This is a genomic window from Marivirga aurantiaca (assembly GCF_016679925.1).
GTDB lineage: Bacteria > Bacteroidota > Bacteroidia > Cytophagales > Cyclobacteriaceae > Marivirga > Marivirga aurantiaca.
Map to the genome: position 1 here is coordinate 12,605 of NZ_JAEQBW010000003.1, position 20,059 is coordinate 32,663.

Sequence of the window (20,059 nt, forward strand, 5' to 3'; positions counted from 1 at the left end):
CTCAATTCAATAGCCACTTTTCAGCTTCCGGTTCTTCTTTGAAAACGGCATAATTGAAACCTCTTCTTTGACAAATAGAAGCCCAGAAGTTACCAATTTCCTCACTTCTGTTATTAATAATTACAGCCATCTTTACTTTCTTAAATTCTGTCAGTTTTATTTCAAATACCTTTACCAGGTTAAAAGCTTCATTATGAGGAAGATGAAAAATAGTTTTTCTGTAATCAAGTAAAATTAAGGTTTGAGAAGACTTTTGTATCACTTCATGTATTTTGTTGGCATTCTGAATTACTTCAGTGAAATTTCTTCTATCCCCGTTGCTTACAACACTTAAATAGTGTGTTTTTTCTTTAATATGCAATGCTTTAGTATGAATTAGGATCACTCTGTATTGGTTGAAAATTGAAAGATGCAAAAGTAGATAAAATGTGAGGAAAATCCTATATTCCAAAAGTCAAATCACTCTAAGTACTACTATTCCAACCAATGCTATTTAAGAAAGTTTTGATAGATAAGGAAACATTTTGGCAATCAATTTTTTTTCAATTAACTCCTTTGGTTTTCCTGATACAATGGGATCTCCGCAACTTGCCAACCATAATTCATCTGCCAATTCCAGGGCCATTTCTACCTGGTGTGTGCTAATAATAACTGATTTACCTGTTTCTTCCACTAGCTTTTTTAATAATTCCATTATGGTAAACCTGTTATTGGCGTCAAGATGAACAGTCGGCTCGTCCAGCAACATTAAATCTCCATCTTGAGCCAGAGCACGAGCTATGAGGGCTTTTTGCAATTGCCCGTCACTTATTTCAAAAATGTTGGAGTTTCTAATATAGTCAATCTCACATTGTTGTATGGCTATATTCACCTTTTCATCATCAATGGAACTTAACTGGCCTGACCATGAAGTATGAGGATAGCGACCCATTTGCACAAGTTCCAGCACATTTAAATTCCCTCCCTGAATAGGATCAGTGAGTACAAGACTAATGTTCTGGGCCAACTCTTTATGTTTATAATCCAGGATATTCTTTCCAAGTAGAATTACATTTCCTTCAAGAGTTGGCTGCAATCTTGCCAGAGTCCTTATCAATGTGCTTTTGCCTACACCATTGGCACCTAACAAACAGATCATTTGGCCTCTCTTCACTGAAAGGTTTATGTTGTCCATCAGAATATTAGTGGCACGGCCTTTTTTATAGCCAATGGCCAGTTTTTCAGTGTGAAATATATTGTCTGTTTTAACCAAAGTTCCTGCTCATGTTTTTACTTTTCACAATCAGCCAAATAACCACAGGTGCTCCAAAAAGAGACGTAATGGCATTAATGGGGAGTATAAGGTCAAGCCCCGGCATTTGCGCAATAATATCGCAAATCAGCAATAGAATAGCACCCAAAAGCAAAGTGGCCGGAATAAGCACATGGTGATTTGCACTTTTGAAGATAATTCTTGCTATGTGTGGTACCGCTAAACCCAAAAAAGCAATTGGCCCGCAAAAAGCTGTTACTACCCCGGCCAATAAACTGGTACTCAATACTAATGCAATCCTTACTTTTTTGATGGTTAAGCCCATGCTTTGCGCATAATTTTCTCCCAAAAGTAACGCATTAAGGGGTTTGGCCTGCGTATAACCTATAGCCATTCCCCCAACAACCACTGGAATAAATACTTTCATTTCCTGCCAATTAAGGTTGCCTGTAGAGCCAAAGGTCCAGAAAAGGAAATTTTGAATGTCATTTGCTGAACTGAAATATTGTAACACGCTTACAATGGCTGAGGTGAAAGCACCAAACATCAACCCTATCAAAAGCAAAGACATGCTGTCGCGTATGTTAATTGATACTAGTAACACCAGAAGTAATACAATAGAAGAACCCACTATTGAGGCAATAGCCATACTCCATGAAGCTAAAATACCGGTAATACCTATACCAGATAAAACTAATAGTGCCACACCCAGGCTTGCTCCTGAGCTGATGCCTAACACAAAAGGGCCTGCTAAGGGATTTCTAAACAATGTTTGCATCTGTAGACCTGCAAAGCCCAGGGCCGCTCCGGCAAAAACAGAGGTGATTGTTTTTGGGAACCTATAATGGATGATGATATTATAAATAGCGGATTCGTTGAAAGTATCACTGAATAAGACCTGGAAAATTTCGTTTGGTGAGATATAGACTGACCCCAGGCTCACTGAAAAAAAGATTAATATTAACAAAAGAAAACTTAATCCGGCAAGGAATCGATATGGTTTTGTAGATTTCAAGGTTGCAAAGCCTGAAAGTAAGTGAATTCCCTGTCTGAGAGTACATCAGGGTGGAGTATTTTTATGCAGTCCTGCAATATCAGATCTGGTCGTAAAAATCCGGATTCGAGGTAATCGTTCCCTCCTGCCTCATGCACTCTTTTAACATAGCTATAGATATTTTTTTCTTTAAAAGCATCAAAATAAGCATACCTTGAATCAGTATTTTTTAAATTACTGTAAGAGGAAAAATTAGCTACTCCAATCCAAAAATCTGCATTTTGTGCTTTGCTTAATACACTCTCATAACTCAGTTCCAGGCTGCCACTCTCTTTATTTTCCGACCACAGATAATTACCACCCGCATCTGTTATAAATTGTGCCCCATAGCTATTTCCTCCTGGCACATACCATGTGTCCCCATACATTACACCTGTCATTACTGTAGGTTTAGATGCTTGTGCTTGGCCTAAGTCCTTTAGTTCCTGATAAGATGATTCAATAGATTTGAATATGCTATCAGCTTCCTCCACTTTATTGAAAAAAACTGCAGTAAATTTTATCCATTCCGCCCGGCCTAAGGGATTACTTTCCAGATAATCTACATTTACAACTGCAGGGATATTAGCTTGTTGTATAGGCTCAAGGTTATCGTAAGCGCTGCCAGTGCTGTAAGCCATTACGAGGTCAGGCTGTAGTTTTAGGGTTTTCTCAATGTTGATACCATTTTTTTGTCCAATATCCTGAAGAGAGCCTGCTTTCACTTTTGCTCTTAAGCTGCTATCGTAAATCCATTTAGTATCTGGAAATCCAATTAAATGTTGTTCCAGATCTAAGGCATCCAAGGCGGTTAAATGACTAGTAGAGAAGCAAATGATTTTATTAATGGGCGTTTGGATATAAAGATCAGCTTTTATGGAAGGTTGTGATTTGTCCTTAGGATAAAGTATATAGGTAAAGACATCCTGCTCATTTTTAGAATGCTTTACAGTTACTTTAGTGTAATCCTCATAGGCTTGTATACTGAGTTTTTCGCTGTAGCGTATAAGTTCGGTTCCTATATTTTTCTCCTGTTCTTCTTTAGGAGTTGAGCAGGAGAAACTTAGTAAAATAACTATTAGGGCGTAGAAAGATTGCTGAGTTTTCATTGAAGGCAAAAATAAGCAAATTATGGAGAGTGTATAATTAATAGAACTTAATAATGTTGTTAATGGAGGAGAAGAAATTAAATAGGATCAATATCAATCTATCCTATTCACACTTAGGGCAAGGTTTAGATTCAACTTGTGAAGTTTGTTTATTCTCTTTGTGTTGATCAAAAAAGGCCTGCAAGTGCAGGCCTTCATTAGCTTATATCATTTCTCAAGCAATTTATTTTGCAAAAGAAACCGATCTCATTTCCCTTATCACAGTCACTTTTATCTGACCAGGATATTGCATATCTTTTTCTATTTTTTGAGAAATATCGAACGATAGTTGACCGGCTTTTTGATCGGATACATTATCTGCATCCACCATCACCCGTAATTCACGTCCGGCCTGAATAGCATAGCATTTATTCACACCATCGAAATTCATGGCTAACTCTTCCAATTCTTTCAGACGTTTGATATAGCTGTCCATGATTTCCCTTCTTGCTCCAGGCCTTGCACCAGAAATGGCATCACAAGCCTGCACAATAGGGGATATTAATGAAGTCATCTCAATTTCATCATGGTGGGCACCAATGGCATTTAAAACTTCAGGATGCTCCTTGTATTTTTTGGCGAACTCCATACCCAAAATAGCATGTGGCTGCTCCGGTTCATCAGGCCAAACCTTGCCTATATCATGAAGTAATCCTGCTCGCTTGGCCAGTTTGGCATTTAAACCCAATTCAGAAGCCATGGTAGCACACATATTGGCAACCTCTCTTGAATGTTGTAATAGATTCTGTCCATAAGATGACCTGAAGCGTAATCTCCCGACCATTCTTATCAATTCAGGATGTAATCCATGAATACCTAAATCAATCACAGTTCTTTCACCAATCTCTACTACCTCTTCCTCTATATTTTTGATAGTCTTGGCTACTACTTCTTCAATTCTTGCCGGATGGATTCTTCCATCTTGTACCAGACGGTGCAAGGATAGCCTGGCTATCTCTCTTCTGACAGGGTCAAAACCGGAAATGATAATGGCTTCTGGCGTATCATCAACAATAATTTCTACACCCGTGGCCGCTTCCAGTGCACGGATATTTCTACCTTCCCTTCCAATGATTTTACCTTTGATATCGTCACTTTCAATGTTAAAAACCGATACACAGTTTTCTACTGCATGTTCTGTAGCAGTACGTTGAATGGTAGAGATAACAATTTTCTTGGCTTCTTTGGTAGCCGTAAGCTTGGCTTCTTCCATGATATCCTTTATGAGGGAGGAAGCTTTGGTTTCGGCTTCATCTTTTAAAGCTTCAATTAATTGTTCTCTTGCATCATCAGCTGTAAGGTTAGCTGCTTTCTCCAGAATATTAACTTGCTGTTGCTTGATTTTTTCCAGATCTTCTTTTCTCTTGGCAATTACATCAAGTTGTGCAGCCAGGTTCTCCTGAAGCTTTTCGGTTTCTATTTCCTTACGCTTAAACTGCTCTATTTCTTTGGATAAGTTCTGTTCCTTTTGTTTAAGTTTGTTTTCATTGGTTACCATTTGGTTCTTACGCCTGCTAACCTCTTCTTCAAACTCCGACTTTTTTTTCAGGTAATGCTCTTTAGCTTCGAGCATTTTATCTTTCCTTATGTTTTCAGCACTAATTTCAGCTTCTCTAACAATTAAAGTGGCTTTGTCCTGCGCTTCCCTTTCTAGTTTATTGAGCAGGCTTTTTTGAGCCATTTTGCTCAAGAAGAAGCCTAATAAAAGGCCTGCAACACCTGTAATAATAATGTATAATGTTCCCATTTTATATATTTATTTATATTGCCGGGAAGCAGTGTTATTGTTACTGAATGGAGGGTGTTATATTGATTGACTAATTAATTGATTAATAGATTTAATTTTATTTAAAACCGATTCGTCTGCTCCCTGTCTATTGTCTTCTACACTCAATCTGTCTATTAATGCATCAAAAGCAACCATTGAAAGCAGGTCTTGCTTGTCATCAATGCCAAATTTTTCCCTGTACGACTTCAATCGTTCATTAATTAATTTACCGGCTTTTCTAATGCGCTCTTCTTCATCCGCTTTCACGGTCATAGGGTATTCCCTGTCAGCAATCTTTATTTTGATGGATAATTCCCTCATAAATAGTCCGGTTATCTATCTTGTTAAGTGTAAAATACACTTATCAATTTCTTTAATATATTCGTCAATTTTACCCCTCATTTCAGAAGTTTCTTCCTCACTCTTCCCAATACTTCCTACAATCTTACTAATTTTATCTTGATTTTGAAAGTCCTTAATCCGTTCGTCTTTTTGTTTCAACACTGACTTTAGTTCCTGATTCTCGCTTTTTAAAATATTCAATTCATTCTTGGCATTTTGATATTCATTCAAAAGCAGTTGAACCTTACGTTCTAAGGCATTTAATTCAGTATGTAGTCCGTCTTGATTCATTTTTTATTTTCTAATCACAGCCCCTATTTCTTGTTCAAAAGCTTGCATTAGTTTATTCATTGTTTTATCAATTATTTTATCATTCAAGGTTTTCGTCTTGTCCTGAAGCGTAAATGATAGAGCATAAGCTTTTTTATCCTTGTCAATTTTATCTCCTTCATACACATCAAAAACATCAATTTTACTAAGCAAATGACCAGCTTCTTTCAAACTGATTTTTTTGATAGATTCGTAGGAAACATTCTTATCAATTACCAGCGACAAATCTCTTTTTACTTCCGGAAATTTACTCACCGGCTCAAATTGAACATTGGTATTTACCTTTCTTAATAAGGCTTCCCAATCGATATTGGCATAAAACACATCTTGCTTTAAACCACTCAATTTCAGGGCTTTTTTACTTAATTTACCCAATTCACATACTGTTTTTTGGTTGATTTTAAGCTTCAAGCCATAATCGAAGATGTCACTGTGAAAATCTTCATTTTCAATACTTTCCGCACTAAATTTATTGAAAATTTTCAGAACTGCCGAATACAAATCATGATATTTTATTGATTCATTTTTTCGCAACCAATTCTCGGGTTCGTTTTTCCCTGTCAGATACAAGGCAAGGCGCATTTTCTCATTGTATTTGGAATTAATTTTTTTATAAATTTTTCCAAATTCATAGAATTTAAGATCGTTTTGTTTGCGATTGATATTGTGAGAGAGTACTTCCAAACCAGTGAACAATAAGTCCTGACGCATTACTCCTAGTTCTTCACTTAATTTGTTCAGGATTTCTACATTCTCAGCCTCATTAAAATCGCCCAATTGCTGACTATAGGCAGCCTTGGTAAGAGAATTGGTCATTATTTCCTGGAATCCATTGGCAGATAATAATAAGCCGGCTTCCTTTCTTATTTTCCCCGGGTCAATCTCAGGGAAACTCGCCAGAAAACTACTTGAAAGAGTCTCAGGGATTTCTACATTGTTAAAACCATAAATTCTGATGATTTCTTCAATTACATCTGCTTCACGCGTAACATCCACTCTATATGGAGGGACTATTGCAATAAATCCTTCCTCGGTTGTATTCTCAGTTTTTATATCTAATCTATTCAGGATTTGGTGAATGCTGTCCTTATTTAATTTTTTACCAATCAGCCTGTCAATGTTTTTATACTTCATGCTGACAGCTCTGTCTTCAACAGGAGTAGCGAAATGATCAATCACTTCACTACTGATATTTCCTCCTGCTACTTCTTTAATTAATAGAGCAGTTCTTTTTAATGCATAAACTGTAATGTTAGGATCAGTACCTCTCTCATATCTGAAAGACGCATCTGTTTTTAGCTGGTGTTTTTGAGATGATTTCCGGATGCTGTCAGCCGAAAAATAAGCACATTCCAGAAATATACTCGTGGTTGTATCAGAAACACCTGAGTCTTTTCCTCCAAATACACCAGCAATACACATTGGGTTAGATTCTCCATCACAAATCATCAAATCTGTGGAAGCTAATTTTCTCTCTTTATCATCCAGAGTTTTGAAAATGGTGCTTTCCGGTAAATTCTTTATTTTAATAGTGTTGCCTTTAATTTTGGCAGCATCAAATGCATGTAGGGGCTGCCCTGTTTCATATAAAACGAAGTTGGTTACATCTACTATGTTATTAATTGGCTCCAGACCAATACTCAATAAAGCATTTTTAAGCCAAGCTGGCGATTCTTTTACTGTAAGTCCACTCATGCTTACTCCGCTGTATCTTGGGCAATCCTGTTCGTTCTCAACGATTACTTTAATAGATAAATCTTTATTGTCAGTAGCGAAAGCTGATACGTCAGGCCAGTTGATTTCATTGCCGGTTACAGCTTTAATGTCACGTGCTACTCCCAAATGCCCTGTAGCATCTGCTCTGTTAGGCGTAAGTCCTATTTCAAAAACAGTATCCGATTCCAGATTAAAATATTTTGCAGCTGGCGTACCAGCAGGTAGACCTGTATCAAGAACCAAAATACCATCATGGCTATTACCTAAGCCTAACTCATCCTCGGCACAAATCATACCCAGAGATAGTTCTCCTCTAATTTTTGATTTTTTGATTTGAAAAGGTTCATCAGGCTTTGGATATAAGGTGGTATTAACTGTTGCCACTACTACTTTTTGCCCTTTAGCTACATTAGGTGCTCCGCAAACTATCTGTACAGGTTCTGATTCACCAATGTTTACCATGGTGATCTTAAGCTTGTCTGCATTGGGGTGAGGTGTGCAATTGAGTATTTCTCCTATTACAACTCCTTTCAGCCCGCCCGGAACAGTTTCTACTTCTTCTATGCTTTCTACTTCAAGGCCGGTATTAGTTAATAACTCTCCTAATTCCTCAGGGCTTTCCTTAATGTCAATATATTTCTTTAACCAATTTAAAGCTACTTTCATTATTATTGTTTTTATCTGATGTAATAAAGCTTAATATCTATTCACATTAAGAATAAATATATGCTTAATCCACCAATTGATTATTTAGAAATTTCGGGAGAAGATCAATTTGAAGGGCAATTTCTGCTCATGCTAATTGATGAAAACTCCTTTTTGTTTTTGAACTACAAAATGTAATTCAAAAAGCAAAATTAAGGAAATGATTGGTATTGAAAATGATTAGTTGCTCTTAATCGTAATTTTTCTCTCCTGCCGTAATGGGAATGTTGATTTGGTTCTTTTGCAGGGGTACCGGACAACTATAACCAGTAGTATAGGCACAATAAGGATTGTAAGCATAATTGAAGTCTAGCAAGACTTTTGACTTTCCCGGCTCGTATTCTGTTTCTAAATATCTGCCTGAGCCATAAGTTTGTATAGCACTTGTTTCATCATAAAAAGAAAGAAAATATAGTCCCGACTCCTTAGATTCCAGCAAGGTCAGATCTTGATGGGTGCCTTTTAAATCAAAGTGCAGGATGGCTACTTCCTGGAATTCCTTTTCTTTACCATCGCTTGTGGCTAATTGATGAATCTCTCCATCGTTGATTTCTTCCACAGTAGCATTTACTTTAAAAGACTCATCAGCTTCATAGTATTTCAAGCTATCAAAAGGTACTGATTGCTCTATAAAAGGAGAAGCTTTATCTGATTTCATAAATAAATGCTTCTCCTCTCTGTGTTTTGCAATCTCTTCCTGATAATTGCCTGGCTCAGGTACAGAGGAGTTAGGGTTGATATTAAATATCAGAATGACAATAACGATGAGTACACCGGCATATGTCAATATTTTTGTCGGTTTCATCCGTGAATAATTAAATAGTTAGGTGCAGTTTCAGGATTATTAACTCCATGGTAAAATTTTCCAGATGTCATTAAAAATGGCAAAGCCCATCAGTCCTAAAAGTAATACCATTCCTACTTTCTGTGCGTTTTCAAGGAATTTATCAGAAGGTTTTCTGCCGGAAATCATTTCATAAGTAATAAATACCACGTGCCCTCCATCCAAAGCAGGAATAGGCAGGAAGTTCATAAAGGCCAATACCATAGATAATAAACCTGTAATAGTCCAGAATTTTTGCCAAATCCATTCTCCTCCAAAAATCTGAGCAATACCGATTGGGCCGGATAAAGATTCGGAAGCGGAGACTTCACCTTTAAATATCTTGCCAAATGCTTTGATGTTTACCCATACTACATTGAAAGCTTTTTGTGTGCCAAGAGGGATAGACTCAGCAAAAGTGAAGTCTTGGTGAGATAAGTCTAATGCCGGTGTTGCATTAAAGCCCAATGTTCCTTCGTCAGTAACTCGGGCAGTTAATTGCTCTGTTGATTCTAATCTTTTAACAGTTAAAGTGATTTCCTCACCTTTAAGATCTTCCAATTTTTCACCGAATTGCTGGAAGTACCGGATAGATTCCCCATTTACTGCAATGATTTGATCATCGGGTTGTAAACCAGCCATGTCAGCATTACTTTGAGGAAGCACATTGCCCACTTTAAATTCATATAGAGGGTCAAAAAAATCTACGGGAGTATTTTTATCGGAGAGCTTCCCTATTAAATCATTGGGAATAGGAACGATAATTTCTTCCCCATCTCGTAGGACGGTATAATAACTGTCAGAAGTTAATAAAACATCAGTACTGGTTAATTCATTTACTCTTTCATAATCCTGACCATTAACAGCAATGATTTTATCGCCTGTCTTTAGTCCAACGTCTTGCCCTAAATCATAGGCATAAATACCATTTTCCATAATGATATCTTTAGACATATAAGTCTCTCCATAACCATATTGCAAGAATATGAAAATGACAATACCTGTGATTACATTCACGATAATACCACCTAGCATCACGATTAATCGCTGCCACGCAGGCTTTGCTCTGAACTCGTAAGGTTCTGGCTCTTTGTCAAGGGATTTGGTGTCTAAGGACTCGTCTATCATTCCTGATATCTTCACAAAGCCTCCCAAAGGAATGGCACCTAGCGAATACTCTGTTTCACCATATTTGAATTTAAAAATTTTTGGAGGGAAGCCTATAGCATATTGTTCCACTCTCATTCCAAAAGCCTTGGCAGCCAACATATGGCCTGCTTCGTGCAATCCTACTAAAATAGATAGGCCCAATAGTAGCTGGGCAATCATTATTATTGTTTCCATTAACGTATAAACTCTAAAGCTTTAATTCTAGTTTCTTTGTCTGTTGAAATATAGTCTTCCAAACCTGGGTTTTTTATAAAAGGTAATTTATCAAGGCAATTGGCAATGATATCTGACATACCTAAAAATGAAATTTTTTCCTCAAGAAAGGCCGAAACTACGACTTCATTTGCTGCATTCAAAATACAAGCAGCATTACCTGCCCTTTCTAAAGATTTGAATGCCAGCGCTAAGTTACGGAATGTTTCTTTATCGGGTTGCTCAAATGTGAGATTTGGGTAATCTAAAAAATTAAATCGCTCAAAATCTGACTTTAATCTTTCGGGAAAGCTCAGGGCGTACATAATAGGAACTCTCATGTCAGGCAAACCTAATTGTGCTTTCATTGAACTATCCTCAAACTGTACAAGGCTATGGATAATAGATTGTGGATGCACTACCACTTCAATTTGATCCTGCCTTAAATTAAACAACCATTTGGCCTCAATTACTTCCAGTCCTTTATTCATTAATGAGGCAGAATCAATGGTGATTTTCGCTCCCATCTCCCAGTTGGGGTGTTTTAAGGCTTGTGCCTTTGTCACTGTTTCTAGAAATTGCTTGTCCTTGCCCCTGAATGGTCCGCCTGAAGCTGTAAGAATAATTTTCTCAATCGGGTTGTGAAATTCACCAACCAGGCATTGGAAAATAGCCGAGTGTTCGGAATCAACCGGATATATATTTACCCCTTTTTCTTCCGCCAATTTTGTAACTAATTCTCCGGCAACTACCAAAGTCTCTTTATTGGCCAAAGCAATATGTTTTCCACTTTCAATGGCTTTAATGGTTGGAATTAGTCCGGCATAGCCTACTAAAGCAGTTAACACTAAATCTATAGTATCCATTTGCACCACATGGGTCAGGGATTTTTCTCCTGAATAAACCTTTATATGATGTGGTGATAAGGCATTTTGTACTTTATCATACAATTTTTCATTTCCTATTACTACCACATTGGGTTTGAATTCCAGCGATTGCTTAATTAATAAATCGGCATTATTCTGCGCTGTAAGTACTTCTACTATGAAATGATCCGGGTGGGATTTAATGACTTCCAGGGCTTGTGTTCCTATGGAGCCAGTTGAGCCTAATATGGCGATTGATTTCTTTTTTATCACTATATTTTATTCAGTGTCTTCTTTTTTCTTTAATAAAATATCCATAGCAATTAATACTATAGATACTATTGCTAAACCTAAAGCAATGGTTCCGTAATCGAAGTAGTAAAGAAGGGCTGTTGCTATTAATACTACTATTATCCGCCAGTTTTTTTGTAGAAACCGATCCATTATCCTCTTAAATATTGAGTTAAAGCATTGGCAATTTTTCTGTCATTGGATAATCTCGGCACTTTATTTTGTCCTCCTAATTTACCTTCTGATTTCATATAATTAATGAAAGATTGCTCTTTCAGCGGATTAATTCTTAAAGTCCTCAAAATGCTTCCTTTTAAAAGGTCATCATAGTAAGAATTTAGTTTTCTCAAATTAGCATCAAGTTCTTTTTCAAAAGCCTCCATATCAATAGGGGCATGAGAAAATTCTACATACCAATCGTGGTATGGTAGCCCGCTTTTTGGAGTTACCTCCGGGGCCACAGTATATTCTGTGATTTTTACACCTTCAAATTTAACAAGTGTTTCTTTCATTGCTTTCTCCACTTCATCTCCAATTACATGTTCCCCAAATGCGGAAATGAAATGCTTGATCCTTCCTGAAACTACTATTCTGTAAGGTTGTTTTGAAACGAATTTCACTGTGTCACCAATTGAATAACCCCAGAGGCCGGCATTACTATTTATTATTAGTGCATAGTTTTTTCCCAGCTCCACCTCATCTATCATTAAGCGGGTGGGGTTGACATCAAAATATTCATCAGCAGGAATAAACTCGAAAAAGATACCGCTGTTTAACAGGAGTAGTAAGCCATCCTCTTTCTGGCTATCCTGATAAGCAATAAATCCTTCGGAAGCCGGATATGTTTCAATGGAATCAACTTCTTTGCCAATAGTTTGAAATAACTTGGCTTTATAGGGCTCAAAGTTAACACCTCCATAAATAAACATGTCAAAATTAGGGAAGATGTCCTTAATTGGTTTGTCAACTCTGGCCTGGATACGATCGAAATACATTTGCACCCAGGGCGGTATTCCGGAAATCAATGTCATATCCTGATCAATGGTTTCATCAATTATACGTTCTAGCTTTTCTTCCCAGTCTTCTATGCAATTTGTTTCATAGGAAGGAAGCTGGTTCGTTCTTAAGTAACCTGGTACATGATGGTTGACTATGCCTGAAAGCCGGCCTGTATTGATTCCGGCTTTTTGTTCCAGGGTAGGAGCACCCGAAAGAAAGATGAGCTTGCCGTCTAAAAACTTACTATTTCCCGTTTCATGCACATAGCTCAAAATTGCATTTTTGGCACTGTTAATATGGTTGGGGATTGATTCTTTGGTAATAGGAATATACTTGGTGCCTGAAGTGGTACCACTTGTTTTGGCAAAGTAGGCTGGTTTCCCTGGCCATAATACATTGTTCTCTCCTTGTAAGATTTTATCTATATAAGGTTTAAGCTCCTCATAATCCCTGATAGGAACCTGTCTTTTAAAATCTGCATAGTTCTGGATATCTGCAAAACCATGATCTTTGCCAAAAGTAGTATCCTTTGCCAGATCAATAATTCTCTTAAAAATCTTTAGCTGCGAAATGGCCGGGTGAGCAGCCCACTTATTTTGCTGCCCGACTATGTATGCTGCTAAAGGTTTACTTAAAACTGAACGTATTCCCATATCACAAAATTAGGAAATTAATCCTGAACCCTTTCAGCATTTTGAGGAAATTCAATTAAAGGAATTGCGGGCTCCCTCTGTCAGGAACATTGGAAAAGGAAAAAGTATTTTCTGCAAAGAAGAGCTACTACTTTTTTGTGGAAAGCCATTCTAAAATTTATTATAGGGTTGAAGAGGGATGTATATTATAGTAGCAGTTGTTGATACCAGACAAAATCCTGAAAACCTAAAACCTTGAATCTCTCTAGTAAAATTCTACTGCTTGATTTCCCAAAATAAATTAAAATACTACGATTATAAACTTTGCACAATAATACGTAGTTTTGCACCTTGATATGGAAATGAAGAATATTAGGAATTTTTGCATTATTGCTCATATAGATCACGGTAAAAGTACTTTGGCGGACAGATTATTAGATACCACTCATACTGTTACCGCCCGAGAGAAAAAAGAGCAGTTGTTAGATAGTATGGATTTGGAACGCGAGCGTGGCATTACCATTAAAAGTCATGCTATCCAGATGGACTATGAATTGAACGGGGAGAAGTATATTTATAACCTGATAGACACTCCTGGTCATGTGGATTTCTCCTATGAAGTTTCCCGCTCTATTGCTGCTTGTGAAGGAGCATTGTTAATTGTCGATGCCGCTCAGGGAATTCAGGCACAGACAATATCAAATTTATATTTAGCGATTGAGCATGATTTGGAAATCATTCCAGTGCTTAATAAAATTGACTTACCGGGAGCAATGCCTGATGAAGTTTCTGAGCAGATTATGGAACTGATAGGCTGTAAAAAAGAAGATATATTGCATGCAAGTGCTAAAGAGGGAATTGGTATAGAAGAAATTCTCGAAGCAATAGTAACCAGGGTGCCCGCCCCCAAAGGAAATAAAGATGAGCCGCTTCAGGCAATGATTTTTGATTCTGTTTTCAACCCCTTCAGAGGCATAGAAGTATATTTCAGGGTTTTCAACGGAGAGATCAGAAAAGGAGATAAAATCAAATTTATTAATACCGGTAATATTTATGAGGCAGATGAGATCGGTGTTCTAAAATTAAAACAACAACCTAAAGATGTGATCAGTGCCGGGAATGTTGGCTACCTGATCAGTGGTATTAAAATTGCCAAAGAAGTGAAAGTGGGAGATACCATTACCAATGCGGTAAATCCCGGCAAAGCCGTAACAGGTTTTGAAAATGTGAAACCGATGGTTTTTGCAGGGATATATCCTGTTGATACTTCAGATTTTGAAGAGCTAAGAGCTTCCATGGAAAAACTTCAGTTGAATGATGCTTCTCTGGTATGGGAGCCGGAAACTTCGGCTGCTTTAGGGTTTGGCTTTCGTTGTGGCTTTTTAGGTATGCTGCACATGGAAATTGTGCAGGAAAGGTTGGAACGGGAGTTTGATATGACCGTAATTACCACTGTTCCTTCCGTACAATTTCATGCCTTCCTAAAGGATGGGGAAATGGTAAAAGTGAGTGCGCCTTCCGAATTGCCTGATTTAGGTGAAATTGATCATTTGGAAGAGCCATATATCAGAGCCCAAATTATCACCAAAGATGAATTTGTAGGCCCTGTTATTACACTCTGCATGGATAAGCGTGGTGAAATTAAAAACCAGGTTTATCTTACCCAAAGTCGAGTGGAACTGACATTTGAAATACCTTTGGCAGAAATTGTATTTGATTTCTTTGATAAATTAAAAACCATTTCCAAAGGCTATGCTTCTCTTGATTACGAGTTGATCGGCTATAAAGTCAGTAACTTATCTAAACTGGATATTTTGTTAAATGGTGATAAGGTGGATGCTTTATCAGCTATTGTCCACAGAGAGAAAGCTTATGAATGGGGGAAAAAGCTTTGTGAAAAGCTGAAGGAATTAATTCCACGCCAGCAATTTGAAATTGCTATACAGGCTGCAATAGGAACCAAAGTAATTGCCCGTGAAAGTGTGAAAGCATTACGAAAAAACGTATTGGCCAAATGCTATGGGGGTGATATCTCCAGGAAAAGAAAATTACTGGAAAAACAGAAAAAAGGTAAGAAGAGAATGCGTCAGGTAGGTAATGTGGAAATTCCGCAGGAAGCTTTTATGGCAGTTCTTAAACTGGATTAATCATCTGTTATTTAATTAAATATTTGAACCTCATATAATCACTAAAACACTATTCAACCTATAATCTACCATAATTTAACTTTTGTACGCTGTACTTAATACTTGCTTAATATGCCAATTTTATTAGACGGAAAAAAAATAGCTGCTGAAATTAAAGAAGAGCTAAAAGCTAAAACTTTCCAGTTAAAAGCTGAAGGAGGAAAAGTGCCTCACCTTTCTGCAATTTTAGTGGGTACGGATGGTGCCAGCGAAACTTATGTAAGTGCTAAAGTAAAAGATTGTGAAGATGTAGGCTTTGAGTCTTCCAAATTTGTATTTGATGATAGCATTACTGAGGAGGAATTGCTTCATGAAGTTGAAAAATTGAATAATGATGATAGAGTAGATGGTTTTATTGTTCAGTTGCCTTTACCCAAACACATTAATGTCGATAAAATTCTGAATGCCATTAACCCTGAAAAAGATGTGGATGGATTTCACCCTGTTAATTTTGGACGTATGGCTTCCAATTTGCCTTCTTACGTTCCTGCCACTCCGTTTGGTGTTTTGGAGCTATTAAAACGATATGAAATCCCTACTAAAGGAAAACATTGTGTAGTGGTGGGCAGAAGCCATATAGTAGGTTCTCCTGTTTCGATTTTAATGGGTAGTGCGAATTATCCCGGAGATGCTACTGTTACATTAACCCATAGGTTTACTGAGAATTTGCCACATTATACTAAACAAGCAGATATATTGATTGTGGCTGTGGGTAAACCAGGGCTGATAACTGCTGATATGGTAAAGGAAGGAGTAGTGGTTATTGATGTAGGTACCACCAGAGTGCCTGATGCTTCTAAAAAATCAGGATTTACTTTAAAAGGAGATGTGATGTTTGAAACGGTTGCTGAAAAGGCTTCATATATTACACCGGTTCCTGGCGGTGTGGGTCCTATGACCCGAGCAGGTCTGTTAATGAATACCTGGCTTGCTGCCAAAAAAGAAATGTATGCATAAATTAGCTTTCAACCCTTCTGTTGAACTTCCTGTGATGGAAGCTTTTTATACAATCCAGGGAGAAGGTGTGTTTAGCGGACAAGCAGCTTATTTTATTCGCCTGGGAGGCTGTGATGTTGGCTGTGTATGGTGCGATGTAAAAGAATCATGGGATGCAAATAAGTGGCCATTAACATCAATCAGTTCTATAGTGGATGAAGCTTTAAAATTTCCTGCCCGATTAGCTGTTATTACCGGTGGTGAACCATTGATGTATGATATGGCTGCACTTACAACAAGCTTACAAAAAGTAGGTTTTGTGGTAAATGTGGAAACTTCAGGCGCACATCCTGTTTCAGGTTCTTGGGATTGGGTATGTCTTTCTCCTAAAAAGTTTAAAGCTCCTTTGCCTGAATGGTATGCTCACGCCAACGAATTAAAAGTGATTATTTATAATAACTCCGATTTTAAATGGGCTGAAGAACACGCTGCTCAGATCAATAAGAATTGTAAATTATTGCTTCAACCAGAATGGAGCAAACAAGAAAAAGTGACCCCTCTAATTGTGGAGTATGTAAAGAATAATCCGAAGTGGGGTATTTCCTTGCAGACACATAAATACCTGAATATACCTTAAACTAAGTGTGGAGTTACAAATAGGCAGCTTAGCAACTAGCCTACATGGACGAATATCTCAAACTTTGCCCCACTGGTTATTGTTAGCATGCTATTGTGTGTCAACGGAATTCATGTGTAAGTTTATTTTCAACGGTCACATGGAGTTCGTTCCAAATTTTATTCATCTTGTAAGATGTCTAAAATTTATGCTCATTTCATGAGAAGCAATCTGTTGATTATAAGCATATCACGCTCGCAAAGATGATCACTCTATCCGTAGTTTTTAGCGCAGCGAACTAGAACTATGTAGGCAATTGTTGATTTTCCAGATTTTCTCATAGACAGAATTCTCCTTACACTTAAAAAGATTGCTTCACCGTCTTCAGGGATAGTACCACCGACTGAATTCAATACAGACGGATTCGCAATAACCATTCTATCAGTAAGTACAGTTATTCGTGAGTGATTAAAGTTTAGGCAAGACGCTCAATTAATTCCGTGAGTTACCAGACGACTGCAAGCCAGTACCCCGCTTGCCCTCGCTATGTGTCCTCACATGCGAGCAGGAAAAGAGATAATTAAGTGTGTAGAGCTCTGTTTTTGAAGCTGAAATAGAGGGGAATATCTTAACACTTGTAATTAATTTTAAAGCAGTGTTTTTATTATTATATCTTATAAGATAAATTGCACTATGATTAAAAAGCTGTTCGTCCTTCTTCCTATATGTATACTCCTAGCAAGTGTACTCACTCAAGCACAATCCTTTAAAAGGAAAACTGAGAAATTAATCCAAAAATCCAAGGAAGCACTGTATCAAAGAAATTGGAATGATGCAGTTTCTTATATGGATCAAGCGGTGGAGTCTGATTCAGATAATTTTTTAGTTCATTTGGAGAAAGCCTCACTTCATTATAATGCGGGTAATTTAAATGAAGTGGTTTCATCATTACAATTAGCATTTCAAAGAAATCAAGAGTGGCCGGCTAAATATCATGATTTTTACTTTGTGCTGGGGAAAGAAATGTTTGATAAAGGTAAATATGAAGAAGCCCGGCAGCCATTGAATATTTATCAAGAGAAAGGTTACAACAAAGAGTTTGTACAACTTTCAGAAGTGATATTGGAGTCTATCGATTTCGCAGCTAAGCAATTAAAAGAAAAAGGAGGGAATACTTATGATATCCGGTCTATTGAATCAGGAAATATTTTCAGAAGTGTATATTTTCCATTTTTCACTCTATATCCTACAGAGTTTCTATATTTTACAGGTCAACGGACTTCCCAAATGGAGGAGGGGATTTATAGAGCCAAACTCGATGGAAACAAATTTCAGAAAGTAGAACAAGTACCGGTGATCAATACCAATGAAAATGAAGGGGCAGCTGCTATTTCAGCAGATGGACGAGTAATGGTTTTCACAAGTTGCAACAGGCAAGGAGGCTATGGTAGTTGCGATTTATATATTTCCTATTCAGAGAATGGGAAATGGCAGAAGCCGGAGAATTTAGGTGCAAATATTAATTCAAGTGCCTGGGAGTCACAACCGTTTTTATCTTCTGATGGTAGGTTGCTTATTTTCAGTTCCAATAGAAAGGGAGGTATTGGCAAGCGTGATTTATATTTCTCCCGGAAGCAAGCCGGAGCATGGACTCCTGCGGAAAATTTGGGCGAGCCTATCAATACTTTTGCGGATGAAATCTCCCCCTTTTTATCTCTCTCAAATGACACCTTGTTTTTCAGTTCTAATGGAAAAGTAGGTATGGGAGGATTTGATATCTATAAAGCTAGTTGGGACAATAGAAAAACAAAACCGGAAAATATTGGCTATCCTATCAATACTTTTACTGATGAGATATCCTATCATCAAAAATTTGACGGTAGCCGCTATTGGTCTCGTGAATTAGCAAGTGACATTAAATACCCACCAAGTAATATATTCTATTTCCATGAAGAAGAAAGAATAGCAGAAGATGTGCGTCTGGTTTATGGTTATGTAAAAGATGCCGAAAATAATAAACCTCTTCATGCAAAGGTTCAGATTTATGATTTGGTAAAAGATACATTGGTACATGAAACCGGAACGGATCAATCCAATGGGCTATACAAAATAATCATTCCGGAACAATCTGAGTACTCCTTTTATGTAGAAGCGGAAAATTATCTTTTTGAGTCAAAACAAATATCTGTGGAATCCGAAAGTCGTCAGCAAGTGGATTTTCAACTTAATCGTTTGAAGAAGGGTCAGTCTATCACCTTAAATAATATTTATTTCGAATTTGATAGTTATGAGTTGAATGAGAAATCTCATAATGAAATTCGTAAAATAGCGGCTTTCTTAAAAGAAAATCTCAGTATTCAAATAGAAATAGCCGGTTATACGGATCAGAAAGGTACTGCTGCTTATAATCAAAAACTTTCTGAGCAAAGAGCTCAATCTGTTTATGATGCTCTGGTAGAAGTAGGTGTTTCTTCTAATCAAATCACCTCTAAAGGATATGGGGCAAAGCCTCAACCAAATGGAGAGTACGCAAAAACAGTTAGATTAGTGATTCTGTAATTAATTTCTTCTCCAAACAAATATTATCTCATACCTGAGTTCGGTTTTTTTTAAAAAAAAATGACATCATCTAGGTCCTGGATGGAGCGGGATTACATTTTTCTAAAGAAAATTAACTTGTGCCGCCAAAGTAGTAACCATGATCTCATTTATATTAGCTATAAAACATACCACTTAAGTAGGTTTTTTTGTAATGCTAACTGGAATCTTATTCTGCCTTTTCATTTCCCGGATGGGAAGAAAATTGCTTCGCGATTTGAAGTAACTCTAATTTTTTATACTGATCCATATATCCCTTTTCTCATTTAATGAGCTCATTTATTTACCATATTTATAAGTGTTCATTTTAACCTTTTGTTAGGTTGTGAATAGCGATATGGCTTTGAATAATTATACTCGTTGTTCTAAGATAAATAATAGGAAAGTACTGTTTTTTCACTATTAGCGCAAGTTAAGATTGTTAGTAAGAAGGTTGTTAGTGGGTTATATTTTGTG

The 20,059-nt window shown here is 37.1% G+C and carries 17 protein-coding genes; 4 read left to right on the forward strand and 13 right to left on the reverse strand.

What is annotated here, in order from left to right:
- Nucleotide 1: 1 nt before the first annotated feature.
- From JKA74_RS08080 to JKA74_RS08140, 13 genes are all read right to left on the reverse strand, one after another.
- Entirely contained in the window at nucleotides 2–385 is a 384-nt protein-coding gene (locus JKA74_RS08080) for a hypothetical protein (protein ID WP_201430676.1), read from the reverse strand.
- Between the two features lie 108 nt (nucleotides 386–493).
- Nucleotides 494–1,252: an ABC transporter ATP-binding protein gene (locus tag JKA74_RS08085; RefSeq protein WP_201430677.1), complete on the reverse strand. Its 759-nt coding sequence runs from the start codon at nucleotides 1,250–1,252 to the stop codon at nucleotides 494–496.
- Nucleotides 1,245–2,267, reverse strand: a complete 1,023-nt coding sequence (locus tag JKA74_RS08090; RefSeq protein WP_201430678.1) for an iron ABC transporter permease — start codon at nucleotides 2,265–2,267, stop codon at nucleotides 1,245–1,247. Before JKA74_RS08090 ends, JKA74_RS08085 begins: the two co-directional genes overlap by 8 nt.
- On the reverse strand, nucleotides 2,264–3,394 hold the full coding sequence (locus JKA74_RS08095) for an ABC transporter substrate-binding protein (protein WP_201430679.1): 1,131 nt from the start codon (nucleotides 3,392–3,394) through the stop codon (nucleotides 2,264–2,266). Before JKA74_RS08095 ends, JKA74_RS08090 begins: the two co-directional genes overlap by 4 nt.
- A gap of 223 nt (nucleotides 3,395–3,617) precedes the next feature.
- On the reverse strand, nucleotides 3,618–5,180 hold the full coding sequence (rny, locus tag JKA74_RS08100; RefSeq protein WP_201430680.1) for a ribonuclease Y: 1,563 nt from the start codon (nucleotides 5,178–5,180) through the stop codon (nucleotides 3,618–3,620).
- Nucleotides 5,181–5,237: 57 nt separating this feature from the next.
- Nucleotides 5,238–5,522 carry a cell division protein ZapA gene (locus JKA74_RS08105; protein WP_201430681.1) on the reverse strand — a complete coding sequence of 95 codons (285 nt, stop codon included), beginning with the start codon at nucleotides 5,520–5,522 and terminating at the stop codon, nucleotides 5,238–5,240.
- 15 nt (nucleotides 5,523–5,537) lie between these two features.
- The gene (locus JKA74_RS08110) at nucleotides 5,538–5,834 is read right to left on the reverse strand and encodes a hypothetical protein (RefSeq protein WP_201430682.1); all 297 of its coding nucleotides are present in this window, start codon (nucleotides 5,832–5,834) and stop codon (nucleotides 5,538–5,540) included.
- A gap of 3 nt (nucleotides 5,835–5,837) precedes the next feature.
- Nucleotides 5,838–8,255, reverse strand: coding sequence for a phenylalanine--tRNA ligase subunit beta (gene pheT, locus JKA74_RS08115; RefSeq protein ID WP_201430683.1), 2,418 nt, complete (start codon nucleotides 8,253–8,255; stop codon nucleotides 5,838–5,840).
- Nucleotides 8,256–8,484: 229 nt separating this feature from the next.
- The gene (locus JKA74_RS08120) at nucleotides 8,485–9,099 is read right to left on the reverse strand and encodes a DUF1684 domain-containing protein (RefSeq protein WP_201430684.1); all 615 of its coding nucleotides are present in this window, start codon (nucleotides 9,097–9,099) and stop codon (nucleotides 8,485–8,487) included.
- Nucleotides 9,100–9,138: 39 nt separating this feature from the next.
- A complete protein-coding gene (gene rseP, locus JKA74_RS08125; RefSeq protein WP_201430685.1) occupies nucleotides 9,139–10,461 on the reverse strand; it encodes an RIP metalloprotease RseP in 1,323 nt (440 codons plus the stop codon).
- Nucleotides 10,461–11,618: a 1-deoxy-D-xylulose-5-phosphate reductoisomerase gene (locus JKA74_RS08130; RefSeq protein ID WP_201430686.1), complete on the reverse strand. Its 1,158-nt coding sequence runs from the start codon at nucleotides 11,616–11,618 to the stop codon at nucleotides 10,461–10,463. The genes rseP and JKA74_RS08130 overlap by 1 nt, the downstream gene beginning before the upstream one ends.
- Nucleotides 11,619–11,624: 6 nt before the next feature.
- Nucleotides 11,625–11,789, reverse strand: coding sequence for a hypothetical protein (locus JKA74_RS08135; RefSeq protein ID WP_201430687.1), 165 nt, complete (start codon nucleotides 11,787–11,789; stop codon nucleotides 11,625–11,627).
- Complete coding sequence (locus JKA74_RS08140) at nucleotides 11,789–13,288, reverse strand: GH3 auxin-responsive promoter family protein (protein ID WP_201430688.1); 1,500 nt, start codon at nucleotides 13,286–13,288, stop codon at nucleotides 11,789–11,791. Before JKA74_RS08140 ends, JKA74_RS08135 begins: the two co-directional genes overlap by 1 nt.
- 341 nt (nucleotides 13,289–13,629) lie before the next feature.
- Here JKA74_RS08140 and lepA point away from each other — a divergent pair, with 341 nt between their 5' ends.
- The 4 genes from lepA to JKA74_RS08160 all read left to right on the forward strand — a co-directional run bounded on the left by lepA (nucleotide 13,630) and on the right by JKA74_RS08160 (nucleotide 19,564).
- Complete coding sequence (gene lepA, locus JKA74_RS08145) at nucleotides 13,630–15,414, forward strand: translation elongation factor 4 (RefSeq protein ID WP_201430689.1); 1,785 nt, start codon at nucleotides 13,630–13,632, stop codon at nucleotides 15,412–15,414.
- Nucleotides 15,415–15,525: 111 nt separating this feature from the next.
- On the forward strand, nucleotides 15,526–16,410 hold the full coding sequence (locus tag JKA74_RS08150; RefSeq protein ID WP_201430690.1) for a bifunctional 5,10-methylenetetrahydrofolate dehydrogenase/5,10-methenyltetrahydrofolate cyclohydrolase: 885 nt from the start codon (nucleotides 15,526–15,528) through the stop codon (nucleotides 16,408–16,410).
- On the forward strand, nucleotides 16,403–17,026 hold the full coding sequence (locus JKA74_RS08155; RefSeq protein WP_201430691.1) for a 7-carboxy-7-deazaguanine synthase QueE: 624 nt from the start codon (nucleotides 16,403–16,405) through the stop codon (nucleotides 17,024–17,026). Before JKA74_RS08150 ends, JKA74_RS08155 begins: the two co-directional genes overlap by 8 nt.
- Before the next feature lie 672 nt (nucleotides 17,027–17,698).
- On the forward strand, nucleotides 17,699–19,564 hold the full coding sequence (locus tag JKA74_RS08160; protein ID WP_201430692.1) for an OmpA family protein: 1,866 nt from the start codon (nucleotides 17,699–17,701) through the stop codon (nucleotides 19,562–19,564).
- Nucleotides 19,565–20,059 lie beyond the last annotated feature (495 nt).

Coding starts and splice junctions, on each gene's coding strand:
- JKA74_RS08095 (WP_201430679.1), bottom strand. CDS start 3,394: ATGAAAACTCAGCAATCTTTCTACGCCCTAATAGTTATTTTACTAAGT.
- rny (WP_201430680.1), bottom strand. CDS start 5,180: ATGGGAACATTATACATTATTATTACAGGTGTTGCAGGCCTTTTATTA.
- JKA74_RS08105 (WP_201430681.1), bottom strand. CDS start 5,522: ATGAGGGAATTATCCATCAAAATAAAGATTGCTGACAGGGAATACCCT.
- JKA74_RS08110 (WP_201430682.1), bottom strand. CDS start 5,834: ATGAATCAAGACGGACTACATACTGAATTAAATGCCTTAGAACGTAAG.
- pheT (WP_201430683.1), bottom strand. CDS start 8,255: ATGAAAGTAGCTTTAAATTGGTTAAAGAAATATATTGACATTAAGGAA.
- JKA74_RS08120 (WP_201430684.1), bottom strand. CDS start 9,099: ATGAAACCGACAAAAATATTGACATATGCCGGTGTACTCATCGTTATT.
- rseP (WP_201430685.1), bottom strand. CDS start 10,461: ATGGAAACAATAATAATGATTGCCCAGCTACTATTGGGCCTATCTATT.
- JKA74_RS08135 (WP_201430687.1), bottom strand. CDS start 11,789: ATGGATCGGTTTCTACAAAAAAACTGGCGGATAATAGTAGTATTAATA.
- JKA74_RS08140 (WP_201430688.1), bottom strand. CDS start 13,288: ATGGGAATACGTTCAGTTTTAAGTAAACCTTTAGCAGCATACATAGTC.
- lepA (WP_201430689.1), top strand. CDS start 13,630: ATGAAGAATATTAGGAATTTTTGCATTATTGCTCATATAGATCACGGT.
- JKA74_RS08150 (WP_201430690.1), top strand. CDS start 15,526: ATGCCAATTTTATTAGACGGAAAAAAAATAGCTGCTGAAATTAAAGAA.
- JKA74_RS08155 (WP_201430691.1), top strand. CDS start 16,403: ATGCATAAATTAGCTTTCAACCCTTCTGTTGAACTTCCTGTGATGGAA.
- JKA74_RS08160 (WP_201430692.1), top strand. CDS start 17,699: ATGATTAAAAAGCTGTTCGTCCTTCTTCCTATATGTATACTCCTAGCA.